Source organism: Polynucleobacter sp. IMCC30063 (assembly GCF_021395235.1).
GTDB lineage: Bacteria > Pseudomonadota > Gammaproteobacteria > Burkholderiales > Burkholderiaceae > Polynucleobacter.
Genome location: NZ_JAJVCQ010000001.1, coordinates 421,982 through 444,181, shown reverse-complemented (window position 1 = coordinate 444,181; position 22,200 = coordinate 421,982). Strand labels below are relative to the sequence as shown.

The 22,200-nt window shown below is 45.7% G+C and carries 20 protein-coding genes; 10 read left to right on the top strand and 10 right to left on the bottom strand.

Going from position 1 to position 22,200, the window contains the following annotated elements:
* Positions 1 to 2: 2 nt before the first annotated feature.
* A complete protein-coding gene (locus LZG75_RS02375) occupies positions 3 to 914 on the bottom strand; it encodes a polyprenyl synthetase family protein (RefSeq protein WP_233923159.1) in 912 nt (303 codons plus the stop codon).
* 85 nt (positions 915 to 999) lie between these two features.
* Between LZG75_RS02375 and bchO the strand changes: the two genes are divergently transcribed.
* Positions 1,000 to 1,866: an alpha/beta fold hydrolase BchO gene (bchO, locus tag LZG75_RS02370; RefSeq protein WP_233934902.1), complete on the top strand. Its 867-nt coding sequence runs from the start codon at positions 1,000 to 1,002 to the stop codon at positions 1,864 to 1,866.
* On the opposite strand, the gene LZG75_RS02365 is transcribed toward bchO, so the two are convergent.
* Complete coding sequence (locus LZG75_RS02365) at positions 1,855 to 3,714, bottom strand: magnesium chelatase subunit D (protein WP_233934900.1); 1,860 nt, start codon at positions 3,712 to 3,714, stop codon at positions 1,855 to 1,857. The two genes, bchO and LZG75_RS02365, sit on opposite strands and share 12 nt — an antisense overlap.
* A complete protein-coding gene (gene bchI / locus LZG75_RS02360; RefSeq protein WP_233923162.1) occupies positions 3,711 to 4,787 on the bottom strand; it encodes a magnesium chelatase ATPase subunit I in 1,077 nt (358 codons plus the stop codon). The genes LZG75_RS02365 and bchI overlap by 4 nt, the downstream gene beginning before the upstream one ends.
* Positions 4,788 to 4,851: 64 nt before the next feature.
* Here bchI and LZG75_RS02355 point away from each other — a divergent pair, with 64 nt between their 5' ends.
* Positions 4,852 to 5,808 carry an alpha/beta fold hydrolase gene (locus LZG75_RS02355; protein WP_233934899.1) on the top strand — a complete coding sequence of 319 codons (957 nt, stop codon included), beginning with the start codon at positions 4,852 to 4,854 and terminating at the stop codon, positions 5,806 to 5,808.
* 19 nt (positions 5,809 to 5,827) lie between these two features.
* Here the strand turns inward: LZG75_RS02355 and LZG75_RS02350 are convergent, their stop codons facing one another.
* The gene (locus tag LZG75_RS02350) at positions 5,828 to 9,649 is read right to left on the bottom strand and encodes a magnesium chelatase subunit H (RefSeq protein ID WP_233934898.1); all 3,822 of its coding nucleotides are present in this window, start codon (positions 9,647 to 9,649) and stop codon (positions 5,828 to 5,830) included.
* 200 nt (positions 9,650 to 9,849) lie between these two features.
* Between LZG75_RS02350 and LZG75_RS12300 the strand changes: the two genes are divergently transcribed.
* On the top strand, positions 9,850 to 10,776 hold the full coding sequence (locus LZG75_RS12300; RefSeq protein ID WP_233934897.1) for a cobalamin B12-binding domain-containing protein: 927 nt from the start codon (positions 9,850 to 9,852) through the stop codon (positions 10,774 to 10,776).
* Between the two features lie 8 nt (positions 10,777 to 10,784).
* Here LZG75_RS12300 and LZG75_RS02340 read toward each other — a convergent pair whose 3' ends face one another.
* Together LZG75_RS02340 and LZG75_RS02335 are read right to left on the bottom strand one after the other, a co-directional pair.
* A complete protein-coding gene (locus LZG75_RS02340) occupies positions 10,785 to 11,786 on the bottom strand; it encodes an NAD(P)-dependent oxidoreductase (RefSeq protein ID WP_233923166.1) in 1,002 nt (333 codons plus the stop codon).
* A 9-nt stretch (positions 11,787 to 11,795) separates the two neighbouring features.
* Positions 11,796 to 12,452: a heme-binding protein gene (locus LZG75_RS02335; RefSeq protein ID WP_233934896.1), complete on the bottom strand. Its 657-nt coding sequence runs from the start codon at positions 12,450 to 12,452 to the stop codon at positions 11,796 to 11,798.
* 95 nt (positions 12,453 to 12,547) lie between these two features.
* On the opposite strand from LZG75_RS02335, the gene LZG75_RS02330 reads away from it, so the two are divergent.
* Complete coding sequence (locus LZG75_RS02330; RefSeq protein WP_233934895.1) at positions 12,548 to 13,531, top strand: squalene/phytoene synthase family protein; 984 nt, start codon at positions 12,548 to 12,550, stop codon at positions 13,529 to 13,531.
* Here LZG75_RS02330 and LZG75_RS02325 read toward each other — a convergent pair.
* Entirely contained in the window at positions 13,528 to 14,052 is a 525-nt protein-coding gene (locus LZG75_RS02325) for a methylated-DNA--[protein]-cysteine S-methyltransferase (RefSeq protein ID WP_233923169.1), read from the bottom strand. The two genes, LZG75_RS02330 and LZG75_RS02325, sit on opposite strands and share 4 nt — an antisense overlap.
* A 106-nt stretch (positions 14,053 to 14,158) precedes the next feature.
* Here LZG75_RS02325 and LZG75_RS02320 point away from each other — a divergent pair, with 106 nt between their 5' ends.
* Genes LZG75_RS02320 through zapD form a run of 6 tightly spaced genes read left to right on the top strand, consistent with a single transcriptional unit; the run spans position 14,159 to position 19,599 of the window.
* A complete protein-coding gene (locus LZG75_RS02320; RefSeq protein ID WP_233923170.1) occupies positions 14,159 to 15,445 on the top strand; it encodes an HlyC/CorC family transporter in 1,287 nt (428 codons plus the stop codon).
* Between the two features lie 2 nt (positions 15,446 to 15,447).
* On the top strand, positions 15,448 to 16,554 hold the full coding sequence (locus LZG75_RS02315) for a GspE/PulE family protein (RefSeq protein WP_233923171.1): 1,107 nt from the start codon (positions 15,448 to 15,450) through the stop codon (positions 16,552 to 16,554).
* 14 nt (positions 16,555 to 16,568) lie between these two features.
* On the top strand, positions 16,569 to 17,666 hold the full coding sequence (locus tag LZG75_RS02310) for a type II secretion system F family protein (protein WP_233934894.1): 1,098 nt from the start codon (positions 16,569 to 16,571) through the stop codon (positions 17,664 to 17,666).
* Between the two features lie 2 nt (positions 17,667 to 17,668).
* Entirely contained in the window at positions 17,669 to 18,172 is a 504-nt protein-coding gene (locus tag LZG75_RS02305; RefSeq protein ID WP_233923173.1) for an A24 family peptidase, read from the top strand.
* Positions 18,127 to 18,789 carry a dephospho-CoA kinase gene (coaE, locus tag LZG75_RS02300; RefSeq protein ID WP_233934893.1) on the top strand — a complete coding sequence of 221 codons (663 nt, stop codon included), beginning with the start codon at positions 18,127 to 18,129 and terminating at the stop codon, positions 18,787 to 18,789. The genes LZG75_RS02305 and coaE overlap by 46 nt, the downstream gene beginning before the upstream one ends.
* Before the next feature lie 57 nt (positions 18,790 to 18,846).
* Complete coding sequence (gene zapD / locus LZG75_RS02295) at positions 18,847 to 19,599, top strand: cell division protein ZapD (RefSeq protein WP_370634744.1); 753 nt, start codon at positions 18,847 to 18,849, stop codon at positions 19,597 to 19,599.
* 54 nt (positions 19,600 to 19,653) lie between these two features.
* Here zapD and LZG75_RS02290 read toward each other — a convergent pair whose 3' ends face one another.
* From LZG75_RS02290 to argJ, 3 genes are read right to left on the bottom strand one after another with little or no spacing between them, the layout of a single operon-like run.
* Complete coding sequence (locus LZG75_RS02290; protein ID WP_370635173.1) at positions 19,654 to 20,094, bottom strand: NUDIX domain-containing protein; 441 nt, start codon at positions 20,092 to 20,094, stop codon at positions 19,654 to 19,656.
* The gene (locus LZG75_RS02285; RefSeq protein WP_233934892.1) at positions 20,075 to 20,932 is read right to left on the bottom strand and encodes an ATP-binding protein; all 858 of its coding nucleotides are present in this window, start codon (positions 20,930 to 20,932) and stop codon (positions 20,075 to 20,077) included. The genes LZG75_RS02290 and LZG75_RS02285 overlap by 20 nt, the downstream gene beginning before the upstream one ends.
* Positions 20,933 to 20,953: 21 nt before the next feature.
* The gene (gene argJ, locus LZG75_RS02280; protein WP_233934890.1) at positions 20,954 to 22,189 is read right to left on the bottom strand and encodes a bifunctional glutamate N-acetyltransferase/amino-acid acetyltransferase ArgJ; all 1,236 of its coding nucleotides are present in this window, start codon (positions 22,187 to 22,189) and stop codon (positions 20,954 to 20,956) included.
* Positions 22,190 to 22,200 lie beyond the last annotated feature (11 nt).

The following is a 22,200-nucleotide window of genomic DNA, read 5'->3' as shown; positions in this document are numbered from 1 at the left end:
AATCAGCTTGCAATATATTGGCTGTGTATCGGCCTTTGTTCTTCTAAAAACCAATCATCAGGAATTAATCGGGCAGCCTCTTTGGCAACTAAGCTTCGTAATAATTTTTCCCCTTTACAGCTAGGGATCGATTTAATCGCCTTCATCACCAATTGATCAAAATGTTGAATCGCACCAATCACGCCTAGTTCTTTAGTTGAATTCGGGCGATCATGCGCAATATCTTGCCCAGCAGGCTTTCCTGTCAAGCTTTGGTCTGCCATGACATCGCGAATATCGTCAGCTACTTGATAAGCTTCTCCTAACCACTCGCCAAGAGGGCGCCATGTTTCAGCATCAGAACCAGCTGCCTGAGCACCAGCAGCAGTAGCCGCCTCAAACAAAGCTCCCGTTTTAGTTTTTTGATAACGGCTTAAAGAAACTTTACTTTCACACTCCCAGGCCTGTCCAGCTGCAATGCCATTTGGGCTGCCAACACTAGTGGCAACCGTGGTAATCAGTGGCGCTAACCGTAATGGCGAGCGACTGCCGGCCCGCGCAATAACTTCAAAAGCCAAAACAATTAAAGCATCGCCAGCTAATACTGCTAACCGCTCACCGTAAGCCGCATGCACTGAAGGTTGACCCCGCCGAGTTGCTGCATCATCAAAACACGGCAAATCATCATGCACCAAAGAAGCGCAATGAAGTAATTCAATTGCTGCCGCTGCCGCTAATGACAAAGCCGGATCATCGTTGCCACATGCTGCAGCGACTGCTAAACACAATTGGGGGCGAATCCGCGCGCCCCCCGGAAAAATAGCGTGATGGAGGGCCTGCACTAAAGTTGGTGGTGCAAATTTTGAATCGGTTAGTGCCAGCGCTTCATGGAGCTTTAGTTCAATGCCTTGAATCACTGTGATATTTTCTGACATATATACCGCATTACCGTTATGAAGCCCTTAGGATATATACATCTATACTTTAAGGTCAATCATTAATGAGTCAGTAAAAACCCTAGTGAATTCACTTAGCCGTATTCCAAATGATTGGCCAAACCGCACACGAAGTCGCTCTATTGCGGTTGGCACTCTGCTTTGGCACGTACAAATTGCAGGCGATGCTGGGCCCACGATTTTGTTATTACATGGCACTGGTGCCTCAGCACATTCTTGGTCAGAAATAATTAATAAACTTGCCGAGCATGCTCGCGTCGTAGTACCCGATTTGCCTGGGCATGCTTTTACCTTGCATGCACCCATCAGCTCGCTTCGTTTAGATAATATGGCGCTTGAGCTCCAAAAATTAATGAAGGCCCTCGCTTTACCGGGCCCCGCTTTGGTAGTTGGCCACTCTGCTGGTGCTTTATTGGCTTTGCGTTATGCCGAAATCAATCCAGAAATTCAGTGCATTATTGGCTTAAATCCCTCTTTAGTGCCACCGCCAGCAAGTTATACCCAGCTTTTTGGGCCACTGTTAAGCCCACTTACGCGCTCATCACTCGCCTCATTTATCTTGGCAAAGTTAGCGGGCGCAAGCTCGATGATTGATCGATTATTGGATTCCACCAATACCATTCTTCCCGAAGCGCGTAGAGTCTTTTATCGTCGCTTATTTTCTCAAACCAATCATGTGCTTGGGGCAATGAATTTTATGGCTGCAGCGGATATTACTGCGGTGCTAAATCAAGCTAAAACATGCCGTGCTAAATTAATTTGGGTGTTAGGAAAAAATGATCTTTGGATTCCTGAGCAGCGTTTGCGGCAGATCATTTCCAGTTACTTTCCACAAGCCACTGTGATTGAGTGGAGTGGCGGTCATCTGATGCATGAATTAGAACCGCAAAAAACGGTTGAGCTTATTTTGCATGAATTATTATTGTTGTAAGGTACGCAAGACTGCTTGTGAAACCGCTTGCGCATTTGCCTGTGGTAGGGGCAAATAGATTGAACCAACTAGCTTGGCAAGCTGCTCACCTTCAACACGAGCTTGTGGCGAAGTATCGATCCACAGCGATTTAATTGCAATTTGTCCTAAATAACGCGCCGCTTGTTCAGCATCCACTTGGGCTTGCGCGCGCCCGGGTACCCCGTTACGACCAATATTGGCTCGGCCATCCGTAAGAAAAACAATTGCCGGAGATAAGCCTTGACGTTGGGCATTTTGCGCCAGTTCGGTAGCCATATAAATTGCTTCAGCTAATGGGGTACCGCCACCACCTGGCATTTCAGCCAAACTGCGTTTAGCGCGAACTAGCGAACGGGTTGGCGGCAAAATAATTTCTGCACCCAAGCCACGAAATGCAATGACAGCTACCTGATCACGCCGAACATAACATTCAGCCAATAAAAGTTCGACTGCGCCCTTGGCTTCAGCTAAGCGATGCATTGCTGCGGAACCCGATGCATCAACTGCAAAGACGGTGAGGGTTTGAGTGCGCTCTTGATAACGGCGCACCCGAAAATCGCTCTTAGTAATAAGAATTGTTTTATGGTTACGAGGTACTGCCAACAAACTATTTTGTTTTTTTCGCATGGCCTGCCAAGGCGCGGCAGTACGTAAAGTGTCGATTAAAGAAAGTGCTGTGCCAGCCTGAGGATTGCCAGCAATGGAACCGAGCGGTCGACCACGCAGCCGGCCGATTTTTCTTGCCCCAGCTTTCCCGCCAAAACCCTTTTGATTTTGCAGCAAAGGGCCCTTTAATAAGACGCTTAATAAATCGGCTGGAATAGCAGCTTTAGCAGCTTCAAGCAGACTCTCCTTGGTTGGCTCTATTTCTTCCTGCTGATTTTCTGGTGGTGGCATCTCTGGCGTAGATGCGTTATCAAGCGTATTTTCCGGAGCGGCATTTTGTTCGGGAAGTGTGTCAGCTTCCGCTTCATCGAGGATGTCTTCTGCGGGCGCTGGTTCTTCACCCGGCATTTGGGTTGCCCGTGGTGCAATTACCAAGGCTATTGCTTCGCTGAGGTGGCTATCAGCCACCTGCTCAGCACCTTGCATAGTCGCCAAGTAGCAGGCTGTTTTTGCAGCATAGTGCAAAGCCCGAACTGAATGCACACCTAACTGCATAGCAGTTTCAGTGAGAGCAAACCATTGCTCATCGGTGAGCATGGTTTGGGCCGAATTCATGTTTTGAGTTTGAGAACAGAATTGCTCGTCCTGCAATTGCTTGCTGGCATCCAATTCAAAAAGGTTGGCTTCAGTTTCAGCTATATCACGCCAATGAATTTCGTCTAAATTCAGATGAAACGCCAGACGGTCCTGAAGTTTAATATTCGTCCGTTCCTCAGCTTCACTCCCTTCATCTAGGGCAACGATGCCGAATTGGCAGGGCAATACATAGCTTTGTCCATCTCGCTCTAGGCGCAACTGCCCCTGATCTAATGCCATACAGATTCGCGACACGACATGCACATCAACTCGTTCTGCCATTGGCAGCAACAGAATCTGGCCATCGCTATTGGCTAAGATACCGCTTCTGAAGGCGGGCTTACCCGTGTGTAGAGTTGCCTCTAAGTCGAGTCCACCCAATAAATTTTCATCGCTAATACCCAAAGGAATTCGCCGTAAAGGAGTCCTAAGTCCGGCATTGCGTACCAAGGATTGTAAATAATTAAGCCATTGGTCTCTCACTGGTCCAGCGCGGGCGCGTAAAATAATACCGCCAAAGCCATGGGGATTACTCTGTAGAATTTGCGCTACTAATCGTGCGCGCAACCAAAGCGCCAGACTCATGCAGGAAATACTTCGGCCAAGGCGCGTTTAATCCGAATTGCTGAACTAGCATCATCTAATGGGTTGCGCCTTAAGCGATGTTGTAAAGCAGGCACCGCAATGGCTTTGAGATCGTCTAGGGTGACGGTATTTTTTCCATTTAAAGCCGCAACAGCGCGTGCGGCGCGCAGCAAGGTAAGCTCTCCGCGTAAACCATCCGTACCAAGATGACTACATAAAGTTGCAGCCTGCTCTAATAATTTATCGCTCACCTTCACCAGGGGTAATTTCTTACGCGCCAACTCAAGTGATTTACGAAGAACATCTTCCTGTTCTTGCCATTCTGCAAGAAAAGTAACTGCATTACGCTCAAATGCATCGCGGCGCTTAATAATTGTGACTCGGTCTTGCATATTGGTTGGTGTTTTTACCTCTACTGCCAAGCCAAAGCGATCAAGTAGTTGGGGCCTTAGCTCCCCCTCCTCTGGATTGCCACTGCCGACCAAGACAAATTTAGCTGGATGGCGAATACTTAAGCCTTCACGCTCAACGACATTTTCACCTGAGGCAGCTACGTCGATGAGTAAATCAACTAAATGATCGTCGAGCAAATTGACTTCATCAATATACAGAAAGCCACGATTAGCGCGCGCTAATAAGCCTGGATCAAATGCCTTTTCTCCTAGAGTCAAGGCTTTTTCAATATCTAAGGCACCTACTACCCGATCCTCTGTCGCTCCCAAGGGTAAATCAACCACAGGTACAAGACGTTTAATGGTTTTTAATTGGACTGGCTTGCTTTTTTTTCCTGCAATAACTTGGCTCGCGTTAAACGCACTCAGCCTAGCCCGCAAGCCATCACAATAAAAACAGAGTCCTGCAGGTGCCTTGGGATCACAACCATAGGGGCAATCAGCAACGGCATTCATTGGCGGCAATAGAGCAGCCAATGCTCTTACGGCAGTTGATTTTCCAGTGCCGCGATCACCCATGACCAAAACACCACCAATCGTCGGCTCAAGAGCGGCGACCAAAATAGCGCGCTTCATATCCTCTTGCCCAACGATTGCAGAAAACGGATAGTACCGCGCCATACTACTTCTCCTAAAAATAAATATTATGCCGTGGGTTAGGGGTGGGGTACATTAAAATTCACCCATGAAGCAGAATCAGTTTAAATCAGTTATGTTGTGGCTTGTTGGGGTTTGTGCGTTTCTGCTATGCGTGATTCTAATTTGGGCATGGGCCCCCGATAAAAACCGCGCTGACTTAGAAAAAATCTATGCTACCGCACCCAGTGCTTTTATTGAGGTGCTGAATATGCGCGTGCATTACCGTGATGTTGGGCCGCCCGCCTCAATCAAAAGAAAACCACAAACCTTAATCTTTTTGCATGGCTTTGGCTCAAGTTTACAAACTTGGGATGCATGGGTCGCTGCCCTCGCGCAAGATTATCGGGTAGTAAGTCTCGATTTACCTGGCTTTGGCCTCACTGGTGCAAACCCCAGCGCAAACTACTCCGATGCATTTGTGCTGCAATTTTTAGGCGCTTTTGCAGATCAACTCGGAATTCAAAGTGCAGTCTGGATTGGAAACTCAATGGGTGGTCGCTATGCCTGGGAAATGGCCGTAGCGCAGCCTCAGCGTGTAGATAAATTGGTATTAATTTCGCCTGATGGTTTTGCCAGTAAGGGCTTTCAATATGGTCAGAAGCCGAGCATTTCGCCCTTGCTGCATGTCATGCGCTTTTTTTTACCGCAAGCTATTTTAGAAATGAATTTAAAACCTGCTTATGCTAATCCTGCCATCATGGATGAAACGCTAGCTCAACGTTATTATGATTTAATGCTGGCGCCCGGTGTACGCGCAAGTCTGCTCGAAATCATGCGACAACATGTCTTACAAGACCCCCGCCCACTATTAGGGCAAATTCAAGCACCTACTTTATTACTCTGGGGTGAGCACGATGGCTTTATTCCGATTCGCAATGCACAAGATTATTTACAGTTGATGCCCAAGGCCAAATTAGTACCTTTGCCCAACATTGGTCATATTCCCCAAGAAGAACAGCCTCAAGAAGGCCTTAAGGCACTCTGGCAGTTTTTAAAATCATAAAGTGCATTTATGCTTCTTTTTAAGCGGCTACTTTAATCCCACTGACGTGTACACCTTCCAGCCGATCTTCTAATTCATCATTAGCCTCTTGCATTGCTGACAACATGGCTGAATCGGGTTGCCAATAATTGCGCTGGGAAGCTTCAGTCAAGCGATTTGCTAAGCGTGCAGCTGCTGTCGGATTGAGTTTAGCCAAACGTTCGCGCATATCGGGGTCTAGCATAAATGTTTCCGTTAATTGCTTATAAACCCAAGGCTGTACTTGACCTGTAGTTGCCGACCAACCCATAGTATTGGTGATATGCACTTCAATTTGCCGGACACCCTCATAGCCATGTTGCAACATACCCTCATACCATTTTGGATTGAGCATCCGCGTGCGGGTTTCAAGAGTTACCTGCTCGGAGAGCGAGCGCACGGTTCCATCGCCTTTGGTTTGGTCACCAATATAAACTGGCACATCTGTACCGCCCTTAGCACGCTTAACCGCTCGCGTAATACCGCCTAAGGTGTCAAAATAATTATCAATCGTGGTCACTCCAAGCTCCATCGAATCGAGATTCTGATAAGTCATTTCAACATTAGCCAAAACGCTTTTTAGCAGCGCACTATTTTGAATTGGCTTACCTGCTCGACCAAAGGCAAATCCTTTGCGCCTAGTGTAAGTTTCAGCTAACTCATCTTCTTCTGCCCAGACACTGTTTTCCACCATATTGCTAACATTAGCGCCATAGGCACCATCGGCATTGCCGTAGACTCTTAAAGCCGCGGTTTCCAAATCACAACCATGTTCGGTTTGATAGGCCAAAGCGTGTTTGCGAATAAAATTTTGCTCTAGGGGCTCAGCAGCACTTGCTGCCATAAAGGCAGCCTCGGCTAATAATTTAATTTGTAACGGTAGTAAGTCGCGGAAAATACCCGAGAGTGTAATCACTACATCAATGCGCGGTCGACCTAATTCTGCCAGCGGAATTAACTGTGCACCCGCAAGCCGGCCATAACTATCAAAGCGTGGTAAGGCTCCCATTAGAGCTAGGGCTTGGCCAATTTGGCCGCCCTCCGATTTTAAATTATCACTACCCCATAAAACCATGGCAATCGATTCTGGTATTGCATTGCCATCAGCAATAAATTTTTGCACGATTTTTTCAGCTTGCTTAGCACCATCTTTAACTGCAAAAATACTGGGAATGCGAAAAGGATCGAAGCCATGTAGATTGCGCCCAGTGGGTAAGACTTCAGGATTACGCATCACATCACCGCCTGCTGCAGGCCGAATAAAATGACCATCGAGGGCATCGAGCATGCCAGTAACTTCGGTCTCTTGTGACATGAGCAGATTGGCGCGAATCATTTTTGCGAATAAATCTTCAAGCGTCTCTAGCGAACCAAGTTGAAGTAAGTCGGGGTACTGACCTACTACCTCACTAGGATTTTTTCCATCAAGTAATGCCTGCACCACTGCATCAGCGATGGGATGATCTAAAGCCACATCTGCCATGGCTTTTAATAAACCAAAACGTTCAGCCAAGGGCGGAACAGCGCCAACAATATGCAAGCCATGCGGTATCAAGGTGTATTCAAACTTTATTAAATCAGAATAGAGCTTACTGACCACCTGTTCTAGAGCCCGTTGATCTGCAAGGTTCCATAAGGGCTCAGCGGCACATAAATCAATTGCAGCAGCTTGTGCCTGAATTAAAATTGCTAGTTCATGGCTTTCGTGTTCTGCTTCGGGCTCCAGACTTCGCCAGCGTTCAATAGAGGCTTTTAAATCAGCTAAACCTGCGTAAAGCCCAGCTTGCATTACTGGCGGCGTTAAATAACTTACTAGGGTTGCGCCTGAACGGCGTTTTGCAATCGCGCCTTCGGATGGATTATTAGAAGCGTAAAGATAAATATTGGGTAGGTCGTTGATCAGGCGATCTGGCCAGCAAGCGCCGCTCATCCCCGTTTGTTTGCCTGGCATAAACTCAAGGGCACCATGCGTGCCGAAATGGACCACAGCATTTGCCGCAAAATCTTCTCTTAGGTAGCGATAGAAAGCCGAGAAGGCATGGGTAGGAGCAAAGCCGTGCTCAAACAATAGACGCATCGGATCGCCTTCATAGCCGAAGGCAGGCTGTACTGCCAACAAAATATTACCAAATTGCTTACCTAATACAAAAATAGAACTACCGTTACTTAATTGTTTACCAGGTGCTGGGCCCCACTGCGCTTCAATTTCTTTTAACCAGCGCTCGCGTTTAACGTGATCATCGGTGGCAATTAAAGTATGGACATTTGCATCGGCTCCATATTGCTGGGCATTGCCTTTTAGTAATTGCGTGCGTAATTCATCAGTAGTAGCAGGTACCTCTACGGTGAAGCCTCTGGCCTTCATTCCTAACAACAAATTATGCACTGACTCAAATACGCTTAAATAGGCAGCACTACCAATATTGCCTGCATTCGGTGGAAAATTAAACAAGACAATCGCTACTTTGCGTTGGGCGCGCTCTGAGCGACGCAAATCAACTAACTTTGCTACCCGAGCAGCTAACATGCCGACTCGCTCAATACAGGTAAACATATCTTGAGGATGATGCTCCTCGGTAAAGGTGCACTCTTTATGGCAACCATGGCAAGTTTTGCCGGCCGCACCAGGTCTGCCACCGTATACCATTGGCACAGTTGCACCATCGAGCTCTGGAATAGCAACCATAATGGTGCTCTCAACTGGTAACAGACCTCGATCAGACCCACCCCATTGCTCTAAGTTTTGAAACTCCACTGGATGGGCGGCAATATAAGGCACATTTAATTTTGCTAAAACTTCTTCAGCTGCTTTGGCATCGTTGTATGCAGGACCACCAACCAATGAGAAGCCCGTCAACGAAATCAGTGCATCAATACTTGCTGCGCCATTTTGTGTAAAAAAAGCATCAATCGCTGGGCGCGAATCCAATCCGGATGAAAAAGCTGGAACCACTTGCAAACCTTGAGCTTCCAAAGCAGCAATGACGGGATCGTAATGGCCACTATTGCCTGAAACTAAATAGGAGCGCAAGAGCAAGATACCCACTTTGCCACGGGCCTTCGTTTGGGGCACGACTATGGGTAAGTCTTGTAAATTCTCACTTAGACGGCCCTTCATGCGGGGGTGATAAACCCCTAGATCGGGGTAAGCTACCGGATCAATGGCTTTTGCGCTCTCGCGTAAACTAGCCCGCGCTCCTGCCGCATAACGATTGATCAAATAGCTCATTAAATTAAATAGGTTTTCTTGTGAGCCGCCTAACCAATATTGCAAAGACAGAAAATAAGCCCGCAGATCCTGCGCCGTGCCCGGCACAAAACGCAATACTTGGGGAATTAACCGCAACATTTTCATTTGTTTTGCCCCAGCGCTCGAGCCCCCTTGGCTCTTGCCATCCTTGCTTTTACTGGTTGGGCGCAATTTTTTCATTAAGGCCATTAAAGGGCTGGCCGGTAAACTCATGTCAAGCTTACTTAAACGCGTTAGCTTTGTAACCTCTCCCGCCGACATTGCGCATAGCATTGCGTCGCAATGATCCCGTCGGGCGCGTAAGTTTTCGACGATGGGTAAATAATGATCTTCAAGAAACAGCATCGTGACAATCACAATATCGCCTTCTGCAATATCGTTTTTGCACTCATTTAATAATTGATCGCTAGTGGCATATTCACTAGCAGAGTGAATTTTTAAAGAGAATCCAGGAATTGTTTTTTGTAGATCTCGCTCAGCACGACGCGCAGCACTATTTAAGTGCGTGTCCATGGTAATTAAAACCATGTTCATTGACTTTTTTTGAGTGCGCACAGCTGCTAGCTCGGCCATTTAATCTCCCAACACCCATTTTTAATAAAAACAAATAAAGTGTCAATTAAATTTTACATAACCTAGGGTAAAAACTTAATTACAAACAAGGGTATACCCTTAAAAGTAAATCGGGATTTCCCAATTCTCTGCGTAGATTTAGATTACTGAGAGTGAATTAACACAATCGTTGCTAATTTTTTTAAGGAATGACGTTTTTAGTGAAGCTATCAAAAGCGGTTGATCTCTCGTGTGATGATGGTGCGGTTACAGGTGAAGCCAACTTGATAGCCCTTAATTCACCTCGCCTCTCGGTTTGGCCTGAGCCGGTGCCAATCGATTCTGGCCCAAATGAACACTTGGGATGGCTAGTACGCACAATTGAAAAATCGATCATTCCACGACTGCTCTCGGCTCATCTGCATGCTGAGAGTGAAATTGAAGCCAAACAATTTTTATCCAACTCAACTGAAGATCCAGAAAAAATCGCCACTTTAGCTGGCTTAGTGCTAGCCGATGAAAGTTCAGTTGCAGGTAGTTATGTTAGCGAGTTACATGCCAGCGGCATTCCTTTAGATGAAATCTATTTGCGCTTATTGGCCCCAGTTGCGCGACGTTTAGGGGAAATGTGGGATAGCGACGAGTGCACCTTCCACCAAGTGACCGTCGGTTTATGGCGCCTGAAACAACTGATGTATGACCTTAGTCCACTATTTCAAGAGTTTGCCCGTTCCAATACCTTAGGTGCTCGCGCCATTCTAATTCCAATGCCAGGCTCGCAACACACCATGGGTTTATTTATGGTTTCTGAATTTTTCCGCCGTGCTGGCTGGAAAGTATGGGGCGAATGGGCGAACTCGGAAGCAGAGATTATGACGGTCATTCAAGCAGAATGGTTTGATTTAATCGGCATTTCAGTCAGCATCCAAGATCAGTTCGATGCCTTAGCGGTCTTTATTAAAGCCATTCGAACTTACTCAAAGAATCCTAAAATCGGCATTATGGTGGGTGGGCCTATTTTTGTTGCACACCCTGAACTCATTGCGCAGGTTGGTGCCGATATTACCGGAGTCGATGCTGAACAAGCTCTCGAACAGGCCGAGATTTTGCTGACAAAAATTCATGGTCGGCACCCCAGCTCACACTAGCGCGAAGACTACATAGAATTGGCTGTCTTACGATTATCTAGGCTGGCTTTGATTGCGGCCATTCCTTGGGCTATTGAATAGGGCGGATGGTAATGCAGTTGTTGCTGTGCAGCTTCCGTATTTAAGGTAAAGGCATAGCCCATCAACCGCACCATTTCACGCACTAAAGGGGGTTTACCTCTTAAAGGCAAATAAGCCCACCCTGTTTCTGCGAAATGGGCTAAAGCCCAAGCTAAGCTTTTTGGCAATGACCAACTTGGGGCTTGAAAACCCCCCGCCTGCAACCGCGCAGTCATAAATTCCTTAAAGGTGAGAACTTCCCTATCGCTAATATTAAAAGCTTGACCGCCTACCTCATGATCCATTGCTAATAACACAGCTGCGCACAAATTCCCCACATAACAGGTCGAAAATAAATACTGCCCATGACCAAACCAAGCAAATTGGCCTAACTTGACAGCAGGGCCAATGATGCGTTCCACTGCATCATGGGGTCCCCACACAAATGCTGGACGTAAAGCCACCGTTTGAAACGTAGCGCTTGCGGCTGCTAAGACCAGTTCTTCAGCGCGGGCTTTACTTGATGAATAAGGTAACTCAACACATTGAGTTAAAGGCGCAGTCTCATCCAGATCAAATAAGTCTTGCGGTGCGTGCATCGCTACTGATGCGGCACTAAGATAAATAAATTTTTTAACTGCCGCTACTTGGGCTGCCTTTAAAAGCGTGTGGGTTAGTTCAATATTCGCGCGTGCAAATTCGGCTGGCGTACTTCCTAACTTTAATAAGGCTGCCACATGAATGATGACATCACAATGACTAAATTGCGTTTCTAGGTCTTGTTGCTGATCTAGTTCGCACTGCCAAGCAACTCCTCCCAGCGCCTTAACCTGTTCACCTGCCTCTGCAGAGCGAACATGACAAATGAGTCGGCACTGACTAGCAACTAATTTTTTTAGTAGCGCTTGTCCAATAAAACCGCTAGCGCCAGTTAAGAAAATTGTTAGCAAAAAACGCTTTCAATATTGCCATAGCACTTCACTACGGCGCATAAACGGCAAGCTCCAAGGCGGGTTGTAGCGGGCAAATTGGACTTCTCCTATTGGCTTAAGACCTTTTTGTTCCATCCATAAGCGGAGTTCGGCTGTTTTTTCTGCTACTTTTTCAGCGCTATTGAACCCTGAAAATTGCATCACTGCTTTCTTCATCGCTGGAATTTCCCGTAACTGAATTTGGCGATCAAGTGGTACAGGTAAAGTTGCTAAAGTGTATTGGCTAGGCATTAAAAATGACACTTTCCACTGACCAGCTTTTTGCGCTTCTAAAACTGGCTGGTTCTTTTGGTTCGGCGAGGCAGTAGCTGGATCGAATGGTTGAATACTGACCGGCACGGTCATGGCAATTTTTTCACTACTGCCGGACAGTGCATTGTTGGCAGCACTTGCGCGTGCTTGATTGCCGCCAAAAATATAGGCAGCAATGAGGCGAAATCCGCTATTTGAAGCGCTATCGAGGTCACCATCAACTAAGACCTCCGCCACAATATGTGGCGCATAGGCACGTAATTCATAGGGTGCCTGCTGTTCAATTACCGTATATTGAGGTTCTTCAATGGCCATAGCTGCCTGTGTGAGAAGGTGTGAAAATAAGAAGAAAAGCGCGCAGGGTAAGCGCATTTGTAAGCGTCTTAAAAGGGAATGCATACCTAATAATAAGTGGATTCTTTGGTCAGCGGGAGCAGCGCAATAAAAGGGTCTGACATAATGCCCGCATGGCCATTAAAAACGACCCTGACTTAGCTGACTTAGCTGATTTAGCCTATCAAAAAGACACCCTGAATTTGGTCTCGCGTACTTTTGCCATTACGATTCCATTATTACCGCCTCCGCTTGAAAGAGCGGTTGGGTGCGCCTACCTGCTGTGCCGTATTGTCGATACTATCGAAGATGCGAGCTGCTTAGCAGCACCTGAAAAAGTGGTTTTATCAGAACTGTTTCTCGCAGCTTGCCTAAACCAAAAACCCATTAGTGAGTTTATGCAGTCTTGTAGTACGGCCCTAGAATTACACCCTAATTTAGCCGAGCGCGATTTAATCGCGCACACCGCTACAGTAGTCCGTATTTTGCATTGCTGCCCCGCTAATCAACAAACAGCTATTTTGCGCTGCATCAGCATCATGTCGCAGGGAATGACTCGTTTTCATGCTAAACAAAATCCATTAGGACTAAAAAATCTTCAGGAATTTGAAGAGTATTGCTATGTTGTAGCTGGCGTGGTGGGTGAAATGCTAACTAGTCTTTTTGCTGCCCATTCATCGCAATTTGCCCAAGCCATTGCTAAGCAAGAATCGCTTGCGATGGCATTTGGTCAAGCCTTACAAATGACCAATATTTTAAAAGACTCACTTGAGGATCAAGCTCGCGGAGTTTCATGGTTACCACAAAATGTGACTCAAGCTGAACTGTTAGCATTGGCAATACAAAAACTCGATGCCGCCCTAACTTATATTCTTTTCATCCCCAAGGCAGAATTTGGAATGCGGCGATTTTGTTTGCTGGCCCTTGGTTTAGCCGTATTAACACTGGATAAACTAGCAGCCAGCAAGAAAACTAAACACCAGCCGCAGAAAATTTCTCGCCGTACTGTCGCTCTGTTTTATCACTTTACCCTTATAGCGGCACACTCGAATACTTTAATCAAACTATTTTTTTATTGTGCTGCCCGCCCGCTAAAAAGGGTAGCAATAAGGCCTTAATCCACAATAACCCCTTCATGATGCAATAACCATTGTTTTATTTGCCGATTAAATCCAGGGGTATCCTCTTGCATAAAACCCCCCAGATGGTTTGCTGCCACCACTCGATGGCAAGGTATCACTAAAGGGTAATGATTGGCGCCGCAAGCAGCGCCGACAGCCCGCGGGCCACTTTTTATTTTTTTGGCAATTGCACCATACGTCGTTGTTAGCCCCACTGGAATTTTAGCTACTGTAGCCCACACCTTTTGCTGGTGCAATGTTCCAGCGGGCTTAAGAGGAATATCAAAAACAAAATTAGCATTCTGAAAATAGTGGGCACACTGGCACGCCAATTCTTTGGCTAAGTCATTGTTCGGGCTTTGTAAGTCGGTCTGCGCGGTCAAATACGTAATTCTTGCCACCATCAAACTACCGTCAACAATTTCAGTTTGTATACCCAATCTTCCAAAGGGAGCAGGTATTACGCAAATTTGCGCGGTAGGGTCTAAAAAGACTGGCAGAGGGGGGTTTTTAGGCATTCAAGATAATTCCATAAGTACTGACAACTGAATACATGCAATCTGACGCTTTTTTGATTGATGTTTGCTATATTAAAACGCTTATTGTCCACTTTAGGAACAGATCATGGATTCTTTTTTTGACGGCTGGCCCCTCTGGAGCCAAGCGGTCTTAGTGATTTTTTTACTCGTGCTCTCAGGATTTTTTTCCATGTCAGAAACTAGTATGCTGGCCTCTAATCGTCATCGTTTAGGGTTGCTGGCAAGCCAAGGAAATCCGGGGGCTGCCATTGCCGATCGCTTGCTGCAACGCATCGACTCTTTACTCTCGGTGTTACTCATTTCTAATAATCTGATTAACACCATACTTCCTATTTTGGTAACCAGTTTAGCGCTCCATTTATTTGGTCATAGTGGTTTAGTGTTATCGATCTCGACCATCGTCATCGCCTTATTAATTATCGTTTTTAGTGAAATTACCCCGAAAGTAATCGGTGCAGCCTTTCCCGAAGCTATCGCTAGCAAAGTCAGTTGGATTATCCTGCCCCTTACTTATATTCTGAAACCTTTACTGTGGTTCATTAATAGTTTTGTCTCTGGTTTAATGCGCATATTTGGGCTATCGACTACTGGCAATAATGCGGCTATGTCGGTCGATGAATTGCGTAGCCTAGTTTTAGAATCAAATCATTTTGTCTCAAGTCAATATCGCAATATCTTACTAAATCTATTTAATTTAAAAAATATTTTGGTTGATGACGTCATGACACCCAAAGCCAAAATTGAAATTCTCGATTTATCTCGACCTATTGAGGAAGTTGTGCAGCAATTAGAAACCTGCTATCACAATAAATTACCTGTAATAGCGGGTGATACCGAACGCATTATTGGTATTTTATCGGTTAAAAAAGCCTTATCTCTTTTGGGCAATGATGAATTAAACCATGCTAATTTCCTAGAATTGTTACAAGAGCCTTACTTTATCCCTAGCGGTACACCGGTACTACAACAAATGCAATTTTTTCAAGATAACCAACAACGACTTAGTCTGGTAGTAAATGAATATGGTGACGTCATGGGTTTAGTCACTTTTGAAGATATTGTTGAAGAACTAATTGGCGAGTTCACTACCTCTTTTTCCAATTTAGCTCATGAACCGCGGTGGCAAGCGGATGGTACCTACTTAGCAAACGGTAGCGCAAACTTGCGTGACCTGAACCGCCTATTACAAATTTCCTTACCAATTAATGGACCCCGTACCTTAAATGGCTTAATTTTAGAAGACCTTGAACAAATTCCAGAACATGATGTCAGCCTTAAAATTGCTGGAGTGGTGATGGAAATTATGCAGTTTGACGATCAGGGTATTAAAACTGTGCGCTTGTATCGACCCACAGCTTTTCAAGCCGTTTAAGCTTGGCGCTCTTAACCGATGACTCTCTCATTATTCGTGCTTGGCAAGAAATTGCGGCTAAAGCGATTTCGGCTCGAGCGACCGATATTCACATTGAGCCTCAGGAACACATTACCTTAATTCGTATTCGAGTTGACGGCTATCTTCATGTTCTCTGCCGCCAAAATAAATCTCTCCACGAACGCCTTATTACCCGCATTAAAATTTTAGCGCGCCTCGATATAGCTGAACAACGCATTCCGCAAGACGGTCGAATTTGTATTGGTCTAACATTAAATCAAGCCAACATCCATTGTCGCGTTTCCTGCCTGCCAACCCTCTACGGCGAAAAAATTGTCATTCGTATATTGCCTAGTAATCTCGCTGATCTGGCACTTGATCAACTGGGTCTATTGCCGCAACAACTGGCTATTGCGCAACTAGCAATTGAAAAACCACACGGCTTGATTTTAGTTTGCGGTCCTACCGGCAGCGGTAAAACTCGTACCCTCTATACTTTTTTACAGCATCTGAATCACCTGCATAGTAATTTATGCTCGATCGAAGACCCCATTGAAATTCATCTGGCAGGCGTCAATCAGGTCGCCTATCAACCTAAGGCAGGTCTTGATTTTCCGACTATTATGCGAGCCTTGTTACGGCAGGATCCTGACGTCATGATGATTGGTGAAATTCGTGATCAAGCGACAGCTGAACTGACCATTCAAGCAGCACAAACTGGCCACTTGGTCTTAAGTACATTACATACTCAAGATGCCCTAGGCGCAATTGATCGACTACAGCATTTGGGCATTAACTCTGAAGCGCTGAGTAGTTGTTTGCATTGTCTTAGTGCCCAGCGTTTAGTGCGCCGTATTTGTAGCGCGTGTCACAATCGTGGAAATAGTTGTGACTTATGCTTGGGCAATGGCTTCTTTGGGCGCCTTGGCATTCATGAGGTCATTCCGTTTTCAGGAGAGCTCGCGCAAGCGTATTGTGATGGCGCTAGCACCCAGCAATTACGCCAACGGGCAAAGGGGTTGGGTTATCTCAACCTCCTAGCGGCCGGCTTATTACAAGTGAAGCATGGCTACATTAGTGAAGCTGAGTTGTATCGCCAGATTCAATAACTTGCTACCCACTTATGTCATTTACTTTATTACGTCGATGCTTTTTAATCCCCGATTGCTTGCGCAAGCCATTTAGCTTACGTGATCAATGCCATTTTGCAAGTCAACTTGCCACCCTCTTAAATGCAGGCCTACCCTTACTACATGCCTTAATTTTATTGCGCCAATCTGCCCCAGCGCATTGGCACCCCTTTCTTCTTCAGCTAGAAACCCAATTGCGGCAAGGGAATGCCTTTTCTGCCTGCCTACGCCAAGCACTGTACCCACTCGACCATAGTTTTATTGGCTTAGTTGAAGTTAGCGAACGCTCGGGACAATTAAGTCAGGCGCTTGACTCCATTGCGACGAAGCTTACGACCCAAATGGAATTACGCCAGCAAATTCAACAGGCTCTGGCTTACCCATGCATTACTGTGGCTTCAGCCCTTTTTTTATTTTTGGTCATGGCTTTTTGGGTTATTCCTATTTTTCGCGACGTTTTCGCCCAATTTCAAGCCGAGCTTCCTTGGGCAACACAGGCTTTGCTCTATAGTACTTCTGTCTTGCGGCGCTATTTTTTAACAATTTTGCTCCTCTTGAGCGCACTCATTTTTTTGTGGATAGTTGCTTGGCACCGTTTACCTCGCTTACAGAATTACTGCGATCGAATGTGGTTGAGAATTCCCCTGCTCGGTGAGCTGCTGCGACTTTCGGCGCTCTCTTTTTGGTGCCGCACTTTAGGTCATTTATTAAGTGCTGAAATTCCTTTGCTGGATGCGCTCCGCATTACAGCACGCTCATCTAATCATTGGCTCACTCATGACCTTAGCGCCAATATATTTACTTTGCTGGCGCAAGGTTGGCCACTGGGCGAGGCAATCTTAAGAGCCGACTCCCACTATCGGTATTTTGATCGTCAGACCTGGCAAATAATTTGTATTGGCTCAGAAAGCGGTGCGCTACCAGCAATGCTGCTTAACCGCGCAAGCACTTTATCTCAGCAATTAAATCAACAACTAAAATTATTCAGTCGCAATCTAGAACCTGTTTTAATTGCTTTAGTTGGCTTGTTGATTGGAGGCTTAGTGCTGATCTTATATTTACCCATTTTTAATTTAGGACAAATCGTCTAACTATGCCACTCGATCAACCCCTGCAAGTGTTAGCTAGCAGTATCTTAACCTTGACCTTATTGGTGTTAGCGCTAATTGATTTTCGTACTTTTCGATTGCCTGATCTCATTACTTTACCCCTGATGATGGCGGGCTTAGGATTTAATTACTTTTATCAGCCAGGTTTTACTTCGTTTGACAGTGCTTTAGTCGGCGTAGTCCTGGGTTTTGGCTTTCTTTGGGGCGTGAATTTACTTTATCGCTTACTAAAAAAACAAGATGGTATTGGTCTCGGTGATGCAAAATTGCTTGCCGCGCTAGGGGCGTGGCTAGGCTGGCAAGCCCTCCCTGATATTCTGCTATTGGCCGCCCTGATGGGCCTAGTTGGTGGCTGGATTTGGTTGCGTTGGCAACGACTAGCGACTTCGCAAGCATTTCCATTTGGCCCTTTTTTAGCCTTTGCTGGCATCATTGCACTGTTATGGCCCAATTTTCTTCTACTTCCCAGTCGCCTCCTCTCGACCTGAGTTTTTTCAAAGGTAAGATTCCATTAGTCGGTCTAACTGGCGGAATTGGCGCGGGTAAATCTGCCATTGCTTTACATTTAGCTGAGCTAGGCGCAAGTATTATCGATAGCGATCAAATTGCCCACCTCATTACAGGCCCAAATGGCGCGGCCATCGAGGCAATCCGCCAAACCTTTGGCGCAAGCTATCTCTTGGATTCGGGCGCCTTAAATCGCAGCAAAATGCGTCAGCTGATATTTGCCGAGCCCCAAGCTAAATTGCAACTAGAGGCCATAACCCACCCCCTCATTCGCGAGGAAACCTTGCGGCAAGCCCAAAGACAAATGGATGATGGGGCTGATTATCTAGTTTTTGTTGTACCCCTTTTAATTGAATCAGGGCTGTGGCTAGCGCATTTAAATCATCTGGTAGTGGTTGACTGCTCCCCTGAAAATCAGATCATGCGCGTGATGCAACGTAGTCAGCTCAAGCGGGCTGAGGTGGAGCAAATCATGCAGTCCCAAGTAACTAGGGAAGCAAGACTTATTCATGCTGATACGATTATCAATAATGATGGTGATTTAGCCCTAGCCTTACAGCAAACGTCTGAGCTACATCAGCGACTCACGCGTAGGTAATGCCCTTTTTCAGGGTTTTTTGCCTATTGATGCCACTTCAGCATAGAATAAAGCCCTGTGATTGTCTATGAATATCCCTTTAATGAGCTGGTTCGAAGCATGCTTCGGCTGGAATACCTTTTCTTTCGTTTTAATCACTTTTTTAAGTCTGATGACCCTGAACTACATCACAACGGTATTGCCACTTTATTTGAGTTAGGCGATATTGGCGCACGCGGGGATATTAAATCACTCTTACTGAAAGAGTTTGAACGGCAAAAATATACTTTGCACGGCTTAAAGAATTCGAAGCGGGTTGATCAAGAAACCTTAAACCTCACGCTTCATGAAATTGAAAAAGCCGCCGAACAAATTAATCAATCTCTTGGTAAACCCAATGCCATCATTACCGACAGTGAATGGCTTAACTCGATTCGCAATCGCTTAAATATTCCTGGCGGAACGAGTCCGATTGATTTGCCCAGTTATCATGCTTGGAAAAATAGTTCTGCAAATCAACGACGGGAAACTTTACAAAAATATATTGCCCCTCTTTTACCTTGGCAAGCGGCTTGTCAATTATTTTTACGTTTATTGCGTGAGTCGGGCGAGGCATATGAAGTGGTAGCCTACCAAGGTGCGTTTCAGCAAGCTCCTGCAGGAAAAATTTTTCATCTGATGCGCATTGGCGTTGAGGATGACACGCTGTTTGCTGAAATTAGCGCTAATAAATATCTACTTTCAATTCGTTTTCTAAAAACTGAGCGTGAATCAAAGCCACAAACTTGTATCGACGATATCCCTTTTAAGCTAACTCTTTGTCAATTTTAGGGTTTAGTTTTATAGAGCTGCCTTTAAAAAGCTAAATTCCAGCATGGCTTTTGATTATTTTGCCAAATGTTGGCGCAAGTGCTCTAGCATTGGCCAAGCGGCAGGTAATAAAGGGCTCACCTGCGGCTTAGGATGACTCAATAATTCCCATGATAGGTTTTGGCCCTCGCAGCCCTTTGGGGTTCCGCGCCACTGGCGAATAATGCTAACGTGCAAACGGACATGCGCATGAGTATATGCATGGTCAAGCACCATCAGCTCTTCACCCGCTTCTATTTGAATGCCAAGCTCCTCTTGTAGCTCGCGCTGAAGCGCAATAAAAACCGTTTCCCCGGCTTCAATTTTCCCGCCTGGTACCTCCCAATATCCAGCATATGGTTTTCCTGGTGGGCGCTGACCTAATAAATATCGGCCTTCGGTATTAAGCAAAATGCCTGCCGCTACTTCAACTATCGGCCTTGCCATGGTCGTACTATCAGACACGATTACCCGCATAAAACTTCGCAAACTGCCAGGCTACTCGGCCTGAACGCGAGCCACGCTCTAAAGCCCAAACTAATGCTTCCGGTCTAGCACTCTCAATCTCAGCGGTACTAACCCCAAAATGCTGTAACCAATGCGCCACGATAGCTAAATACTCGTCTTGTTTAGGCGGATAAAAAGATAGCCACAAACCAAAGCGTTCAGATAAAGAAATTTTTTCCTCTACTACTTCACCCGGATGAATTTCGCCTTCATCTGAATATGCATAGCTTTGGTTATCCTTCATATACTCAGGCAATAAATGGCGTCGATTAGAAGTTGCATAGATTAAAATATTATCAACTTGTGCCGAGACCGATCCATCTAAGGCAGATTTCATTGCCTTGTACCCCGTCTCGCCTTCATCAAACGATAAGTCGTCGCAAAAAATCACAAATCGTTCTGGCCGTTCTGCTAATAAATCAGTAATGTCAGCCAAATCAGCTAAGTATTCTTTATCTACTTCGACTAAGCGTAAACCTTGCTCTGCAAATTCATGTAAACAAGCCTTAATTAAAGATGATTTACCTGTGCCACGTGCACCTGTTAGTAAAATATTATTGGCTGGTTTTTTTTCTATAAATTGGCGGGTATTGTCGCGGATGGCATCACGCTGCCGATCAATATGTTGCAGATCTGCAAACGTAATATCAGAAATGTGCTTCACTGGCTGTAAATAGCCAATGCTGCCAAAAATACTATCTCGTCTACGCCAGCGAAATGCCCGTGCTGTCTGCCAATCACTTGGCGTAATGGGTCGCGGTAAAAATGTTTCTAAATGAGTCAATAGCCGATCAAGTTTGTCATTCATCAGTTTGCCTAGAAGTTAGTCTTAAGAGCGATAGTCGGCATTAATGGAAACATAATCATGCGATAGGTCGCAGGTCCAAATAGTTTGTGTCGCAGCTCCACGTCCTAAATCAATTTTTACATTAATTTCAGCCGCTTGCATTACCGCTTGCCCATCTGACTCTATATAGCTAGGGTTGCGTCCACCATTTTTGGCTACCCAAACGTTGCCCAGCCAAAGCTGTACCTGATTAACATCGAGGTCTGTAATGCCCGCATAACCAATTGCTGCCAGGATACGGCCTAAATTAGGATCACTAGCAAAAAAAGCTGTTTTCACTAAGGGGGAGTGGGCCACTGCCTTGGCAACCAAGCGGCATTCTTGAGCTGTTTTGCCGCCTTCCACCGTAATAGTGATGAATTTAGTGGCGCCTTCACCATCACGCACAATCATTTGTGCCAATTGCTTTGCTAAACCGATAAGGCCCTCGCGGATTGGTTTATACAGGGAGTCATTTTGACTTTGCACGGTAAGGGCAGATTGACCAGTAGCAACGACGATAAAGGCATCATTAGTCGAGGTATCGCCATCAATCGTAATCGCATTAAACGACAGGTCTGCAACTTCGCGGATTAATTCCTGTAATAAACCCGGCGCAAAGGCTACATCGGTAGCAATAAAGCCGAGCATGGTAGCCATATTAGGATGAATCATGCCTGCACCCTTACAAATACCAGTCATGCTGACTTTACCCTGCGGCGTCTCAAGTATGACTGATGCTCCCTTGGGCTGTGTGTCGGTTGTCATGATTGCTTCAGCTGCCGCAAACCAATGGTCTTCGTCTAAATTCGCGATTGCCCTAGGTAGCGCAGCAATTATTTTTTCGATGGGTAAGGGCTCTAATATCACTCCCGTTGAAAAAGGTAAAACTTGTTCAGGTTCTAGCTTTAAGTCATGCGCTAAAGCAGCACAAGTTTGGAGGGCATTTTGTAAACCAGTCTCGCCAGTCCCGGCATTTGCATTCCCGGTATTGACTATCAGAGCCTGAATTTTTTTACTCACGGTTTGTGTCTGTAGATGGCTGATACAAACCTGAACAGGTGCAGCACAAAACCGATTTTGCGTAAAAACACCAGCTACTTCTGCACTAGATACAAAAGTCATTAGCAAGATGTCTTTACGATTGGCTTTTTTGATACCTGCCTCAGCAGTACCAAGCTTAAAGCCCGCAATTGGTATTAATTCATTTGGAATAGGTAACGGTAAATTAACCGGCATAACTCAATTGA